This is a genomic window from Pseudohongiella sp., assembly GCF_011050365.1.
Taxonomy (GTDB): Bacteria; Pseudomonadota; Gammaproteobacteria; order Pseudomonadales; family Pseudohongiellaceae; genus Pseudohongiella.
On record NZ_DRFV01000007.1, the window covers coordinates 107,454 to 121,796 of the forward strand.

At 56.7% G+C, this 14,343-nt stretch carries 14 protein-coding genes; 7 read left to right on the top strand and 7 right to left on the bottom strand.

What is annotated here, in order from left to right; translation table 11 throughout:
* Positions 1-14 precede the first annotated feature (14 nt).
* Positions 15-347: a ferredoxin FdxA gene (gene fdxA / locus ENH71_RS05540; RefSeq protein WP_294130112.1), complete on the bottom strand. Its 333-nt coding sequence runs from the start codon at positions 345-347 to the stop codon at positions 15-17.
* A 105-nt stretch (positions 348-452) separates the two neighbouring features.
* Positions 453-3,050: a DNA mismatch repair protein MutS gene (gene mutS / locus ENH71_RS05545; RefSeq protein ID WP_294130218.1), complete on the bottom strand. Its 2,598-nt coding sequence runs from the start codon at positions 3,048-3,050 to the stop codon at positions 453-455.
* Between the two features lie 334 nt (positions 3,051-3,384).
* Here mutS and ENH71_RS05550 point away from each other — a divergent pair, with 334 nt between their 5' ends.
* Entirely contained in the window at positions 3,385-4,308 is a 924-nt protein-coding gene (locus ENH71_RS05550) for a DMT family transporter (protein WP_294130110.1), read from the top strand.
* 46 nt (positions 4,309-4,354) lie between these two features.
* Here ENH71_RS05550 and ENH71_RS05555 read toward each other — a convergent pair whose 3' ends face one another.
* Together ENH71_RS05555 and ENH71_RS05560 are read right to left on the bottom strand one after the other, a co-directional pair.
* A complete protein-coding gene (locus tag ENH71_RS05555; protein ID WP_294130108.1) occupies positions 4,355-5,230 on the bottom strand; it encodes a patatin-like phospholipase family protein in 876 nt (291 codons plus the stop codon).
* A gap of 82 nt (positions 5,231-5,312) precedes the next feature.
* Positions 5,313-6,251, bottom strand: coding sequence for a helix-turn-helix domain-containing protein (locus tag ENH71_RS05560; protein ID WP_294130106.1), 939 nt, complete (start codon positions 6,249-6,251; stop codon positions 5,313-5,315).
* Between the two features lie 117 nt (positions 6,252-6,368).
* Here ENH71_RS05560 and ENH71_RS05565 point away from each other — a divergent pair, with 117 nt between their 5' ends.
* From ENH71_RS05565 to ENH71_RS05580, 4 genes are all read left to right on the top strand, one after another.
* Positions 6,369-6,758 carry a rhodanese-like domain-containing protein gene (locus tag ENH71_RS05565; RefSeq protein WP_294130103.1) on the top strand — a complete coding sequence of 130 codons (390 nt, stop codon included), beginning with the start codon at positions 6,369-6,371 and terminating at the stop codon, positions 6,756-6,758.
* A gap of 66 nt (positions 6,759-6,824) precedes the next feature.
* Positions 6,825-7,388, top strand: a complete 564-nt coding sequence (locus ENH71_RS05570; protein WP_294130217.1) for a CinA family protein — start codon at positions 6,825-6,827, stop codon at positions 7,386-7,388.
* Between the two features lie 116 nt (positions 7,389-7,504).
* Positions 7,505-8,569, top strand: a complete 1,065-nt coding sequence (recA, locus tag ENH71_RS05575) for a recombinase RecA (protein ID WP_294130101.1) — start codon at positions 7,505-7,507, stop codon at positions 8,567-8,569.
* Positions 8,570-8,590: 21 nt separating this feature from the next.
* A complete protein-coding gene (locus ENH71_RS05580; RefSeq protein WP_294130099.1) occupies positions 8,591-9,091 on the top strand; it encodes a regulatory protein RecX in 501 nt (166 codons plus the stop codon).
* On the opposite strand, the gene ENH71_RS05585 is transcribed toward ENH71_RS05580, so the two are convergent.
* Genes ENH71_RS05585 through ENH71_RS05595 form a run of 3 tightly spaced genes read right to left on the bottom strand, consistent with a single transcriptional unit; the run spans position 9,078 to position 11,040 of the window.
* Positions 9,078-9,521, bottom strand: a complete 444-nt coding sequence (locus tag ENH71_RS05585; protein WP_294130097.1) for a group I truncated hemoglobin — start codon at positions 9,519-9,521, stop codon at positions 9,078-9,080. The genes ENH71_RS05580 and ENH71_RS05585 overlap by 14 nt on opposite strands.
* Before the next feature lie 17 nt (positions 9,522-9,538).
* Positions 9,539-10,420, bottom strand: coding sequence for a DUF3034 family protein (locus ENH71_RS05590; protein ID WP_294130094.1), 882 nt, complete (start codon positions 10,418-10,420; stop codon positions 9,539-9,541).
* The gene (locus ENH71_RS05595) at positions 10,417-11,040 is read right to left on the bottom strand and encodes a methylamine utilization protein (RefSeq protein ID WP_294130093.1); all 624 of its coding nucleotides are present in this window, start codon (positions 11,038-11,040) and stop codon (positions 10,417-10,419) included. Before ENH71_RS05595 ends, ENH71_RS05590 begins: the two co-directional genes overlap by 4 nt.
* A gap of 156 nt (positions 11,041-11,196) precedes the next feature.
* Between ENH71_RS05595 and ENH71_RS05600 the strand changes: the two genes are divergently transcribed.
* Positions 11,197-13,191 (top strand): adenylate/guanylate cyclase domain-containing protein, encoded by a 1,995-nt coding sequence (locus ENH71_RS05600; RefSeq protein WP_294130091.1) that lies wholly within the window; start codon positions 11,197-11,199, stop codon positions 13,189-13,191.
* The gene (locus ENH71_RS05605; protein WP_294130090.1) at positions 13,172-14,341 is read left to right on the top strand and encodes a glycosyltransferase family 9 protein; all 1,170 of its coding nucleotides are present in this window, start codon (positions 13,172-13,174) and stop codon (positions 14,339-14,341) included. The genes ENH71_RS05600 and ENH71_RS05605 overlap by 20 nt, the downstream gene beginning before the upstream one ends.
* Positions 14,342-14,343 lie beyond the last annotated feature (2 nt).

Consider the following 14,343-nt stretch of genomic DNA (forward strand, 5'->3'; position numbering starts at 1 on the left):
GCCGGAGACAGGGCTTAGCCGGCATCCTTGATCAGGTGCTCAATCTTGCCGGCCACACCGTTCCACTTTTCGGCGTCTTCCAGAGGTGGCTTCATCTGCGTGATGTTTGGCCATTTCTCTGCCAGGTCGGCATTGAGCTCGAGGAAATCCTTCTGATCGTCGGGCAGCTCGTCTTCGGCAAAAATGGCATCCACCGGGCACTCGGGCTCACACAGAGCGCAGTCGATGCACTCATCGGGATGGATGACCAGGAAGTTGGGGCCTTCGTAGAAACAGTCTACCGGGCAGACTTCCACACAGTCCGTATGTTTACAGTTAATGCAATTTTCACCCACTACGAATGTCATGATGCCTTCCAGTCAAGAGTAAAACGATGCGGCATTATAGAGCACCTTGGCCGTCGGGGCCAAGGTTCTCTGGCAATTGCTGCACCGGTGATTGATATGGCTTTGTCAGAGCATTTTTCTGATTTCGTACAGCCATTCCAGTGCCTGACGGGGATTGAGCTCGTCCGGGTCAAGCTGGGCCAGGCGCTCCAGCGCCGGATGCGCGGTGCTGGCAAACAGGTCGTTTTGCGCCGGTTTGACTGTCTGGGTGGCGGCGCGGCGGGGTGCCGTCCCGGGCGCTGACTCAGCGACGATGTCAGCGGCTGCTGACGCTGCCGGTATCACCTGCTGCTCCAGTTCCTGCAGCTTGGCGCGGGCGCTGTTGATCACCGCCGCCGGTATGCCGGCCAGTTGCGCCACCTGCAGGCCATAGCTCTGATTCGCCGGGCCCGGTTTGACGGTGTGCATGAACACGATGCCTTGCTGATGCTCGGTGGCGTCCAGGTGTACATTGCCGATATTGTCCAGCAGCTCGGGCAGGGTGGTGAGTTCAAAATAATGCGTGGCAAACAGGGTCAGCGCGTTCAGGCGCCGGGCGATATACACCGCACTGGCCCAGGCCAGCGACAACCCGTCGAAGGTGCTGGTGCCGCGGCCGACCTCGTCCATCAGCACCAGGCTCTGCGCAGTGGCATTATGCAGAATGTTGGCGGTTTCGGTCATTTCCACCATAAAGGTGGAGCGGCCGCCAGCCAGGTCATCGGAGGAGCCGATACGCGTAAAAATGCGGTCGATCGGTCCGATGCGCGCGGCGCTGGCCGGCACATGACTGCCGCAGAATGCCAGTAGCACGATCAATGCTGTCTGCCGCATGTACGTGGACTTACCGCCCATGTTGGGACCGGTGATGATCAGCATCTGCTGCGTGTCATCCAGTTGCGTATCGTTGGCGACAAACTGTTTTTCCAGCACTTGCTCGACCACCGGATGGCGGCCCTGTTCAATCCAGATACCGGGCTCCTCGCTGAGTTCGGGCTGCGCCCAGTTCAGGTTGAGGGCGCGCTCGGCAAAATTGCACAACACGTCCAGTTCGGCGAGGGCGGCGGCGCTGTCCTGCAGGGCACTGAGCTGTTCGGCGGTGGTTTCCATGAGGGCGTCGTACAGGGCTTTTTCCCGCGCCAGGGCTTTGCTGTTGGCGCTCAGCACCTTGTCTTCAAAGGTTTTTAATTCCGGGGTGATGTAACGCTCGGCGTTTTTCAGTGTTTGCCGGCGTTGATAATCGGCGGGCATTTCGCCGGCCTGTGCCTTGCTGACTTCAATATAGTAGCCGTGCACGCGGTTATAACCGACCTTGAGTGTGCTCAGACCGGTACGCTGCTTCTCGCGGATTTCCAGATCAATCAGGTACTGCCCGGCGTTGGTGCTCAGGCCGCGCAGTTCATCCAGTTCGCTGTCATATCCGTCGGCGAGCACGCCGCCTTCGCGGATCACCACCGGCGGGTTTTCGATCAGCGCCCGGCTCAGCAGATCGGCCAGTGCCGGATAATCGGCAATCGTCTGCTGCAGTGTTTGCAGGCGTGGTGATGATGAGGATGCCACAATCGGCGCCAGTGTGTTTTGCAGCGACGGCAGCACACACAGGGCGTCGCGCAGGCGGGCCAGATCGCGGGGACGTGCGGAGCGCAGCGCCACGCGGGACAGGATGCGTTCGATATCGCCGACGTTTTTCAGCAGCGGTTGCAGTTGTTCAAAGGCATAGTCGGTGCTCAGCGACGAGACCGCGTGCTGGCGTTGCTGCAGGGTTTCCCGGGTGCGCAACGGGCGGTGCAGCCAGCGGCTGAGCAGGCGGCTGGCCATGGCCGTGCAGGTGGCATCAAGCACTGACATCACGGTATTGGTGCTGCCGCCGGCCAGGTTGCGATCCAGTTCCAGGTTGCGGCGGCTGGCGGCATCCAGGATCAGGGCATCAGCGGGTAACTCAACTTCGATGCGCTGGATATGCGGCAGTCCGGAACGCTGCGTGTCCCTGGCATAGGCCAGCAGACAACCGGCGGCCTGAATGCCCAGTGCCATGTCTTCGCAGCCGAAACTGCGCAGATCGCGGGTTTTGAAGTGTGAGGTCAGGGCGCGATAGCTGGTGTCGGTGTCGAACTCCCACACCGGGCGGCGGCGCAACCCGGCGCGGGCGGACAGTTCCGCGGGCAGGTTCAGTGCGTCGTTGACCAGCAGTTCGGCCGGGCGAATACGTTCAATCTCTGCCAGCGCGGCTTGTTCGCTGTGTACTTCACAAAGCTGAAAGCGGCCAGCGCTGATGTCCATCCAGGCCAGACCATAGGTGTTCTGATAGCTGGTCAGAGCCAGCAGGATACAGTCGCTGCGCTCTTTCAGCAGCGCTTCGTCACTGACTGTGCCCGGCGTGACAATGCGCACGACGGCCCGTTCTACCGGACCTTTGCTGGTGGCGGGGTCACCGATTTGTTCACAGATGGCCACCGAGCGGCCCAGCTCCACCAGTCGGGCCAGGTAGCGTTCGGCCGAATGGTAGGGCACACCACACATGGGAATGGGTTTGCCGTTGGAATTGCCGCGCGCGGTCAGGGTGATGTCGAGCAGGCCGGCGGCGTCAACCGCGTCCTGGTGAAACAGCTCGTAAAAGTCGCCCATGCGGTAGAACAGCAGGTTGTCCGGCTGCTCGGCTTTTAAGCGCAGGTATTGCTGCATCATGGGGGTGTGCTGTTCGGTTTCGGTCTTGGTTTTCACTTGCTGTTTGATCCTGGCCGGGCAATGATAATGAAGATGCGACAGAGTACCAAACCTCTGTCATCCAGAACAGTTGAAACGATGAGGCCGGGTGCTAAAGATTTGGCTGGTATTGGTGGGCAGAGCGGATTGGCTGCTGAGGGTGAGGGTCGTGTCAGACTTCCGTTCTGTTGGCTATGAGTTGTATCAGGCTGGCAGCTTTCCGGCGTGGGGTTTGCCACAATTCTTGTTATGATCCAGCTGTGTCCGATACCGGCATCGAAATAATTTATTCAAACAAGAGAAAAAGTAGGCGCTGATGAAAACCTGGATGCTGCTGGCTTTGATTACTCTGTCGGAAGCTACCATTGGCGTTTTTGTTAAACTGACAGACGACCGCATTCCGGTTCAGACACTGACGTTTTACGCGTTCGTTTTTGCAACGGCGTTTCTGATGATAGCGATACCGCGAGCGAATAAAAAGGCGCTTCACTTGCCCCGTGGCAATTGGAAAGATACTGCTCTCATCGGGGCATTGATTGCAGGCCAAAGTGGCTTCTTCAACTATGCCATGACCCTGGTACCCATTGCCAATGCGGTTATTTTCTGGAGCGTTGCGCCTTTCTTTACCTTCATTTTGTCCTGGTTTTTTCTGGGTGAAAAGGCGAAGAAAAGTTTTATTGTTATTTTCGCAATTGCCCTGACGGGGATTGTTATAGCCAAGCCGCTGCAGGAAGGTTACATGCTTGGCAATATGGTCGCGCTGGGTGTGGGTGCGATCTATGCGGCCATGGTTACTTATATGCGCCATGAAGGCAAAACCGAAACCGGCAATGATATAGCCTGGTCTTTGCTGTTTGCGGCCCTGATCATGTTGCCTTTTGTGATCGTTGTCGGGCCCGGTGATGTCACCGGATTGATCCGCTATGAAAGTCTCGGTCTCTCCTTACCGGTGTTGCTCTGGGCCGCAGGACTGGGTCTGATATCCATTGGGTTCGCCTATTTCGGCATCTCAATCGTGTTGAAATCGATTAGCGCCAATCTTTATTCGCTGGTTGATGTCATCGTCTCACCAGCGGTGGCGACTTTATTGGGGTTTTTGATATTCAACGAAGTTCCGTCATCCAGCATGCTTTACGGTGGCGTATTATTGCTCGGCGCAGGGGCCTGGTTGACACGTGAAATGTCCCGAAGCGATCCGGATCGTCCGGCCCATGCCTGTCACGTGCCATGTAAACGCTGAATCCATGGCTGCTGAAGATTGTTAATACACCGGGCGTGGCGACTGATCATTCAGAGTCAATAGCGTCACGCGTAATTTTATAACCCAGCTTTATCATTTCTTCTGCCCGGTGGAACTCAAGCGCCTCACAGGCGTTGACCGGGATTTCAATAAGTTTATCTGGTCGATAGGCTGCCATTTGATAACGTGCAATGCGATCCTGCATGGCCTCCAGCGAATTGCTTAATATATCAATGCCGGAGTCACTGTCTTCAGTTCTGGACTCCAGGCCGAAGCGTTCTTTGAAACCTTGCAGCCAACTCTGCGAACCTTGCTCACGATCCGTTGTTTTCTTTCCATCAGGCAGACTCAACTCGTTGTTTTTTTCTCCATTTAAGGTAACCACTATCAGATGTGACGATCCTACCCTTACGATGGGGGCGATGGGGAGTGGGCTCAGAAGTCCGCCATCAACCAGGGTGCAACCATTCCGTGATACCGGCGTAAAAAAACCGGGTATGGCAATTGATGCCCGGATGGCATCAAAAAGAGGTCCGGTATCCAGCCAAACTTCACGACGGTGTTCTATATCAGAAGCAACTGCTGAAAAAGTGATGTCCAATCGCTCAATGTCCTGATCACCAACCAGTTCACCCAGTTTTTCCATTAGACGGTCGCCCTTGAAAATTCCTGTTTTGGTGAACGAAAAATCCAGTAGCCCCCAGACATCTGTTGCACTTAGCCCAGTGGCCCATTTTTCGTAAACGTCAAGCTTGCCGGCAGCATAAAGTCCGCCGATCAAGGCACCGATGGAGCAGCCGCTCACGGCCTTGATATCATACCTGCCACTGTCATGAAGAGCCCGAATAACGCCTATATGAGCAAGGCCACGCGCACCGCCGCTGCCCAACACCAGAGCTACAGGTATCTTTTTATCGCTCACTGGTCACCTCTGATTGGTAATCTTGTCCACCACGATACCATAGCGGCCGGGGAACAATACCATTCAGCTCTGGCTCATTGGCTTAAGGCCGACTAAATTGCTCCCGGTAGCGTTTCGGTGACACGCCGATGGCCTGCCTGAAATGGTGGCGCAGAATGGCAGCGTTGCCGAACCCGGAGCGTTCAGCCACTTTCTCCATATCGTGTCGCGAACTTTCCAGAAGTTGACGGGCGGCGTCCAGCCTTTGCGTGGTGATCCACTCTTTGGGCGACAGGCCAAACGTCCTTTTGAATCTCCGGTCGAATGTGCGTCGCGACATGCGCGCTTTGCGGGCAAAGTCGTTGATACTGATCGGTGAGCTGAGGTTCGTCACCGCCCAGTCCAGTGCTTCGGCAAACTGACCCGGTGTTTCTGGCATGGGGGTTTCGACGAATTGCGACTGTCCCCCTTGGCGATGCGCCGATATGACCAGGCGGCGAGCGACATGGTTGGCCACACGGTAGCCATAATCCCCGCGAATGACCTCCATGCCCAGGTCGATTGCGGCGGCACTGCCCGCAGAGCAGCCGATGTTGCCGTCGTAGACATAAAGCACATCGTCCTCATACCGGATCAGCGGGTATAACGCTTTCAGTTGTTCCGCATAGCGCCAGTGGGTTGTTGCCTTGCGGTCATCAAGCAGCCCGAGTCCGGCCAGCAGGAACGCACCCGAACAGAAGGACAGAATCCGTTTGCCGGCCTTGAATGCAGACACCAGTTCTGAGCTGATCGGCGCGGGCACCGGCTTGCCGCTTGTGTCCCAGCTTGGCACGATGATCATGGTGTAGTCGGCGAGGGTGGTGACCGGTTTGACCGCAAGGCTGATGCCGCCGGTGGCAACAAGGGGGGCAGTGGAGAATGCCACCACCTCGCATTGGTACCAATCCTTCAGGTCTGGCCGTGGCAGAGCGAAGAGCTCGACGGCGCAGCCCAGCTCAAACAACGCGATTTTGTCGTGAACCAGGATGGCAACATTATGCATGGGGAGAATCTCCGGCACGGGGTTGGCTGAATATATACGAACATTGTCTTACCGGCCAGTAGCAGAATGCGCCCCTGTGCTCGACAATACGCGTGAACTCACAATGGAGGGTCTATCATGTCATCAGCCGTTTCCCGTCCACCCGCAGCCGACAGCGCGGCAGCCCTGGCGCATTTTGAAGCACTGCTGCAGTTTGAGACAGACTGCTGGGATGTGCATCACGCCATCAGCAACAAGCGACAGGACTTTATTCTGCTGGATGTGCGTGGCGAGGACGATTATCGCGATGGTCACATCCCGGCAGCGATCAATCTGCCCCATAGTCGGATCAACGCAGAAACTCTGACGCAATATGCCAACGACACACTTTTTGTTGTTTATTGTGCCGGCCCTCACTGTAATGGTGCCGACAAAGCGGCCGTGCGACTGGCGCGGCTCAATCGGCCGGTGAAAAAGATGATCGGTGGTATCACAGGCTGGCTCGATGAACGCTTCAGTCTGGTGTAGGCGGCGGTTTGGTTAAAGCTGCGTTCGGTACTGGGAGCGTTGCAGGTGCAGTGTTACACTCGCGCCATGGAACACGAGATCTACCAATTGGCGCAGCAGACCGGCGAGCAGGTGTTGGCCCGGGGGCTGCGTATGGCTACCGCCGAGTCCTGCACCGGCGGCTGGATTGCCCAGGCGGCAACAGCCGTGCCGGGGAGCTCGCACTGGTTTGACACCGGCCTGGTAACCTATTCCAATCACGCCAAGCAGCATTTCCTGGAAGTGCCGGGTAGCTATTTTGCCGGTCCTGAGGCGCCGGGTGCGGTCAGTCGGGAGACGGTGGAGGCGATGTCGCGTGGCATCCTGGCGGCGACCGGCGTGTCTTGCGCAGTGGCCACCAGTGGTATTGCCGGGCCGGATGGCGGCTCGGCGGACAAACCGGTAGGCACAGTCTGGATCGCGTGGGTGCTGAAGCTGCCGGGACAGTCCTCGCTGCGTCAGGAAACCCGGTGTTTTACCTTTGCCGGCGATCGTGAAGCGGTGCGGCGACAGAGTGTTATTGAGGCGTTTCGCGGGCTGCAGCGAATGCTGGAGGCCTTGCCCGACGACCCCGAAGCGCATTTTTCCGACACTGACAATAATACTGGTTGAATATACAGTAAAGCTCTGCTTTAATACCTGTACAGGTTGACGGCAGAACAACCACCAAATTCGTCCATATTTGACATTTTTAATACTTTCAAAACCTTAGCAACAGGATTTTACTCATGGCAGAATCACAATCCCGCGATCCGAACAAGGAAAAAGCACTGACAGCGGCACTGTCGCAGATCGAGCGTCAGTTTGGCAAAGGCTCCATGATGCGCCTGGGCGACAAGGGTCGCGAGGCCATACCGGCGATTTCCACGGGCTCGCTGGGCCTGGATATAGCGCTGGGCATTGGTGGTTTGCCGCGCGGCCGCGTTGTCGAAATTTACGGGCCGGAATCATCCGGTAAAACCACGCTGACGCTGCAGGTGATTGCCGAGTGCCAGAAAATGGGTGGCACATGCGCCTTTATCGATGCCGAGCATGCTCTGGATCCGATTTATGCCGGCAACCTGGGTGTCGATGTAGAGAATCTGCTGGTCAGTCAGCCTGACACGGGTGAACAGGCGCTGGAAATCTGCGACATGGTTGTGCGCTCCGGTGCGGTTGACGTCGTGGTTATTGACTCGGTGGCGGCGCTGACGCCGAAAGCGGAAATCGAAGGCGAAATGGGCGACAGCCATATGGGCCTGCAGGCGCGTCTGATGTCTCAGGCGCTGCGCAAGATGACCGGTAACATCAAAAATTCCAATACGCTGGTGATTTTCATCAACCAGATCCGCATGAAAATCGGTGTCATGTTCGGTTCGCCGGAAACCACCACCGGTGGTAATGCGCTGAAGTTCTATGCCTCGGTGCGTCTTGATATTCGTCGCATAGGGTCGATCAAGGAAGGCGATGAGGTGGTCGGTAACGAGACCCGTGTCAAGGTGGTGAAGAACAAAGTGGCGCCGCCATTCCGTCAGACCGAATTCCAGATTTTCTACGGTAAGGGCATCTATCGTATGGGCGAGATCATTGATCTGGGCGTTAAGCTGGGTCTGATCGATAAGTCCGGTGCCTGGTATGCCTATCAGGGTGAAAAGATTGGTCAGGGTAAAAAGAACGTGGCTATTTACCTTGAGGAAAATCCCGCTATCGCCAAGGAGCTGGAAGAACAGATTCGTTCGCAGTTGCTGGGCGGTGTGGCACCCGACGGTGCGCGCTCTGCTGAAGATACCACCAGCGTCGCCGAGCTCGATTAACAGCCTGCTATACTTTTCATTGTGAAAAACGAAGATCAGCTCAGCGAAAAGGAATTGACCACTGCGTTGCGGCGGCGTGCCATGGATTATCTGGCACGCCGCGAGCACAGTCGGTATGAGCTGCAATGTAAATTGCGGGAAAAGTTTGAGATCCCCGGTGATGCATTGATCAGCTCGGTGCTTGACAGGCTTGAGGCTGATAATCTGCTCAGCAATACCCGTTTTGCCGAATCCTATGTGCGCTCCCGCATCGGTCGGGGTTACGGTCCGCTGTACATCCGTTACCAACTCAGGCAACGTCAGGTCGATTCTGTGCTGATCGATCAGGTATTGACGTTTGATGAGGATGAATGGGCAGATGTGTTGGCGGATGCGTTGGCAAAAAAGGTCGCCGATATGCCGGAGCGGGGTAGCAAACAATGGTTGAAATTGCAGCGCTTCAGTCAGTCGCGTGGTTTTAGCCTGTCACACTTCAACGCGGCCTGTCAGGAAAAATCGGCGGCAACAGCTAAATCTCAATAATTTGCGGCCGCAAGCCGGCGAGTCTTTCCAGTAAACGGTTCTGTGCGCTGATCGGCGTGCCTGCCTTGTCCATGGCGTCTATCAGGTCTTCCACCACCGCGTTGAACTCGGCTGAGTTGATGTCCATGCCCCGGTGCACCAGCACCATACTGTCACCGGTGTATTCGCAAGGGCCATCGGCGATAAAGCAGAAGTGCTCAATGATTTTTTCCCGAAAGCGTTCAACATTGGAGTCAGCAAATCGATCAAACACGCGTGGGTCGTAGGCGATCTCCATGATGAAATTATCTGCGATCTGCTCGATGCCCGGCTCAGCGCCCAGCGCCTGATACAGGTTGTCATCCGCGCCTGATGGCTGCTGTATGGCACAGGCACTCAAGGTCAGAGCGGCGCACAGTAGCATGATGGTCAGCATTGCTTTTGATTTCATTAAACGGTTCTCGCTCATTACAGGTTGGCCTGCAGGGAGAAATACACTCCGCGTTGATCGGGTGCGCCGGCAATATCACCGAGGTCCACCCAGGCCGTTGTGAATGACAGGCGCTTGTTGGGGAAGTAGGCCAGAAACAGATCGCTGGCATTGTTCTCGGTCAGAGCTGACAGATTGTCCGGCTTTTGCCGCCACTCAAAACCGACTGCGACGCTGCGACTGATAAACATCGCGCCGGCTACTTCCATATTCACCTGTCTGTCCTCATCATCGCCGCCGTAACCCAGAATGCCGAACTGGTTGCTATTGCCATAACGCAGATTGACGTTCAGCAATGTGGTGCGGTGGCCAATGCCGTTGAGCCAGGCCCGGGCCACACTGAGCGTGTAGTCGGTACCACGGGTGTCGTCAGCGCCAACGGATAGTGCTACCGCTTCATCACGCAGTTCACCATGTTCAACACCTACGGTGATTTGCGGCAGGCCGTCATAAATAATATCGCCTGCGACCTTGTAGCGCAGAGCGATGCGGTCCTGGCGAATCTGCAGATCGGCGGCTTTGATCAGAAAATCCTGCCGCGCATATGACAGTTCCAGCTTGTCGTGAACGTTGAAAGAACCGCCAACTACATCCAGTTGATAATCATCGACCTGGGCCTGACTGGCAAACACAGTGCCGCCCAGTTGTCCGCTTTCTGCGTAGGAACTCAACGTGGCCCAGGGTGTCAGGCCGCCGCCGCCGGCACCACTGATACTGGACACGCCACCGGTTCCCTTGATTTTGCCAAAGCGCTTGTTCTGTGCCTCATCGGCGCTGGCGGCGACCGGCAATGTAACGGCCAGTGCGCCACTCAGAAGCAGTGTCAGGGCCAACGAGGAAAGCATATTGCTTTGACTCATTGGGTTCCCCCGGGCAGCAGGGCGCGAAAGCCGAATTGCTGATCAGGGTTGACCACCGGTAATGTCACTGCAATGCGATCGCCGGAAGTGTTGTTGCTGACGTCCAGTTCGTAGACGTTGCCGGGCGTCTGCAGCCAGGGGTGCCATATATGCAGTGTCTGCGGGAGCTGTGCCATGCCGGTCAGCGCGATGTTGCCGGCAGCGTCGCTGAGCGTGGCATCGTGCCAGTCGCTGACGTAAACGTAGGCCACCATGCTGTCATGAATATTACAGCCAAGCACGGCAATGCCGGGTGCTTCAAAACGGACCGGCTCCACGTTTTCGTCTGCATACAGTGGTGTTGAGAACTGCTTGATGTCGGAGAACGAATACACATGGTGGCGAACATTGTCACTGTTGGGGAAATTGACCTGCTGTCCCGGTGATATCAACAGAACCATGGGCACAAAGCGGCGGTCGATCTGATCGATTTCCGCCACGGGTGCATCGGTTCGGGATTCTGCCGGGGTAAGTCGTGCCTCGACCACAGCCAGTGATACCGGGTTGCCGTCTTCGTCCTGCAGCACAAGATTCAGTTCCGCTGCGCTCAGCGCAGTGCTGAACAAGGCGGTTATTGCCATTGTCAGAGGCAGGGCAAGTCGTTGAAGGAGATTTCTAAGTACTGGATAATTCATTAAAAAACATCGCTGGTTATTGTCATTGCAGAAGATTGTGCCTATCTTAGCGGCTGCCTACAAGCAATTGCCAGCCCCCTGAAACACGGGCGCCAGAATTCTATGACCACCAAAGCTCGCTCACAGTTTAAATTCTCCAGCATTCGCACGCGACTGATCGTATTCCTGTTGCTGATGTTGTTGCCGGTGCTCAGTGCGATCTACTGGTTTGTTGACAGGGAGAATACGCGCTACACCGATGAAACGATCAATTCCTACCTTGATATCGGTGCTGACGTTTTTGACTTTAGTCGTGAGGAGCATAAAAACACCTTGCTCACCATCAGTAATGCGCTGACCCGCGACTGGGGTTTTCGTAACGCATTTGGTGCATCCGATGCACAGACCATTACCGATGCCGCGCAGACGCTGCTGGTGCGATCTTTTGGTGCTGCCGACGTCATGATCATTACCGACATGTCCGGACGTATCATTGTTGATACCAGCGAGCCGGGACTGGAGGCGCTGCCGCCAGCGTGGGTTGACATGATCAACAGCGCTGCCAGTACCGGTGACGGGGTGGCTGATGATATTCTGACGCTGAATGATATTCCCTACCAGATGACAGTCATTCCGCTGTTTTTGCCCACCCCTGTGGCCTGGATCATCGCCGGCTTCCCGCTGGATGACGACTTTGCCAACAGCATTAAATCCAGTACTGCCTCAGAGGTATCCATCGTCAAGTATCTGCACCAGGCAGACGGAGCGCCAGTGCAAAAACAGGTGATCGCATCGACGCTGTCGGCAGCGGATGCTGCCAATCTGGCGCATGGTCTGGATGCCGGTATCTACAGTGAAACCCAGCGCATCACGATGACCGATGCCGACTACGGCACGCTGGTGCGCTCGCTGACCGGCCGCACTGAGCAGGGCGAGGAAATTGTCGCGGTCATCCAGCGCTCCTATGAGGAGAACCAGGCCAACCTGGCAGCACTGAGAGACCGTCTGTTTGATTTTTCGCTGGCGGTGGTGGTCTTGAGCCTGCTGGCGGTCATTGTTCTGGCCCGGGGTTTTACCCGGCCTGTGTTGCGACTGGCCAGTCGTGTGCAACGTATTGAAGGCGGCGACTATAGCTCGGCCTTGCCCCAGGAGCAGGTTTGGGGTCGCGATGAAGTGGCTGGGCTGGCTGACTCCATTGACAACATGGCGTCGGGGCTGGCGGAAAAAGAGAAAGTCCGTGATCTGCTGGGCAAGGTGGTTTCGCGTGAAATTGCCGACGAGCTGTTGAACAGCCGCATCGAGTTGGGCGGTGAGGAAAAAGTAGTGTCGGTATTGTTTGCCGATATCCGCGGCTTTACCGCGCTCAGCGAACAACAGTCACCCTCGCAAACGCTGGCCATGCTCAATACCTGTCTGGAAAGCATCTGTTCGGCAATCGAAGCGCACGGTGGCGTGGTGGACAAGTTTACCGGCGATGCTGTGATGGCGCTGTTCGGGGCACCCATCGGGCACCAGGATGACGCGATGAGGGCAGCACGGGCGCTGTTGGCCGTTCAGGACGCCATGGCCGGCGTGAACCAACAGTTGCGCAGTGACGTGGGCAATGAACAGCCGGGATTGCAGTTGCGCCTGGGCGCGGGTTTGCATACCGGACTGGTGGTGGCAGGTAATATGGGCTCGCGTAACCGGATGAATTACACCGTGATTGGTGATGCGGTCAATCTGGCCTCGCGTCTGGAAGGCCTGACCCGGCACTACAATGTCCACAACGTCATCAGTGAGGCCAGTCGCCGGGCGCTGGGTGAGCAGGCGCAGACGTTTGCCTGGCGTGAGCTGGATCTGGTGCGCGTCAAGGGCAAGCAGGAGCCGGTGCGCATCTACGAGCTGGTGGGTCGGCGTGACCAGCTTGATGCTCAGACGCTGGCCGAGTTGACGCGATTCGAGGAGGTTCTGACCTTGTATCGGAGCAGGCAATGGGACGCGGCGCTTGGTATACTGCGCGCTTTGTCGGAAGCCAATCCACTGACCCTGTATGAGCTGTACAGCGCACGGATCAGCGAGCTTCGCGACACAGTGTCTGCGGATTGGGACGGCGTGTATGTCTTCAGCAGTAAATGATCTGAATAGTACCGTGCCCAAACGGATCGCGTTAATCAACCCGACCAAGTTTCTGGGTAACCTGTTGCTGGCAGGTGGCCTGATCCAGCAATTGTGTGAGCTTTGTCTGCAGCATGATTCCGAGCTGTTGCTGGTGCTGGATGAATCGTTTTGTGATCTGGTCGGCGATGCCTGGCCTGGCGCCCGCGTGGTGTATTATCCGCGGCGGGCATTGAGTCATGGGGTCTCGGTTGACAGTGTCAGGCTGTGGCTGCGTTGCGTGCGGCAGATCCGGGCGTTCGCCGCTGACCTGGCCTTCACGATAGAAGAAGATTCGGTGTCTCATCGTCTGCTGCATGCATCAGCGGCGCGCCGCAAAGTCAGCAGCACTGTACACCGTTACCACTGGGGTTTTGATCAGGTGCTGGACATTCCGCGCAGTGGTCGTGCACCCGGCAAAGAGGGTATCTGGTACAGTTATCGTGATGTATTTGCCGCGCTTGGACTGCCCATAGCGGCCGTGACAACAGATCGCTCGCCAACAGTGCCTGCCTATATGTCATTGTCGCCGCCAACCCCTGACCGGGCATTGCTTGAGCGGCTGGCGACGAGCGGTCTGGAGCTGACACAACCGATAGCCGTGCTGCATGCCGGTGCCAGCAAGCGCTACAAACAATGGCCGGCGCAGCAGTTTGTGGCGCTTGCAGTCATGTTTGCCGCGCGTGGTTATCAGCTTGTGCTGATAGGCGCGGGGCAGCGTGATAGCGAGGTCAACACCAACATCATGCGGGCGCTGGCCAGCACCGGCGTTACCTGCGTTGATTTGTGCAACCGGTTGACGCTGGCAGAGCTGGCGTCGCTGTTGCGTCGTGTTGAAATCATGGTGGGTAATGACAGTGGGCCGTCGCATCTGGCATCAGCGCTGGGCGTTCGTGGTGTGGTACTTTTCGGCCCGACTGATCTTGCCATCTGGCGTCCATTGGGCAGGCAGACGACAACGCTGCAGCACAAACACCTGTGTGCACCTGATTGCACCCGACACCACTGCCAACAGCAATACATCTGCCTGCAGTCAATCATGCCGCAGCAGGTGCTGGCGGCGCTGGGCTTGAATTTGGGCCTGAATTCAGACCCGGGCCTGGGATCGACATCGAACACTGAAGAAAAATGACG

Coding starts and splice junctions, on each gene's coding strand:
- ENH71_RS05600 (WP_294130091.1), top strand. CDS start 11,197: ATGACCACCAAAGCTCGCTCACAGTTTAAATTCTCCAGCATTCGCACG.
- ENH71_RS05605 (WP_294130090.1), top strand. CDS start 13,172: ATGTCTTCAGCAGTAAATGATCTGAATAGTACCGTGCCCAAACGGATC.
- ENH71_RS05565 (WP_294130103.1), top strand. CDS start 6,369: ATGTCATCAGCCGTTTCCCGTCCACCCGCAGCCGACAGCGCGGCAGCC.
- ENH71_RS05550 (WP_294130110.1), top strand. CDS start 3,385: ATGAAAACCTGGATGCTGCTGGCTTTGATTACTCTGTCGGAAGCTACC.
- ENH71_RS05595 (WP_294130093.1), bottom strand. CDS start 11,040: ATGGCAATAACCGCCTTGTTCAGCACTGCGCTGAGCGCAGCGGAACTG.
- fdxA (WP_294130112.1), bottom strand. CDS start 347: ATGACATTCGTAGTGGGTGAAAATTGCATTAACTGTAAACATACGGAC.
- recA (WP_294130101.1), top strand. CDS start 7,505: ATGGCAGAATCACAATCCCGCGATCCGAACAAGGAAAAAGCACTGACA.
- ENH71_RS05585 (WP_294130097.1), bottom strand. CDS start 9,521: ATGAAATCAAAAGCAATGCTGACCATCATGCTACTGTGCGCCGCTCTG.
- mutS (WP_294130218.1), bottom strand. CDS start 3,050: ATGATGCAGCAATACCTGCGCTTAAAAGCCGAGCAGCCGGACAACCTG.
- ENH71_RS05590 (WP_294130094.1), bottom strand. CDS start 10,420: ATGAGTCAAAGCAATATGCTTTCCTCGTTGGCCCTGACACTGCTTCTG.
- ENH71_RS05570 (WP_294130217.1), top strand. CDS start 6,825: ATGGAACACGAGATCTACCAATTGGCGCAGCAGACCGGCGAGCAGGTG.
- ENH71_RS05560 (WP_294130106.1), bottom strand. CDS start 6,251: ATGCATAATGTTGCCATCCTGGTTCACGACAAAATCGCGTTGTTTGAG.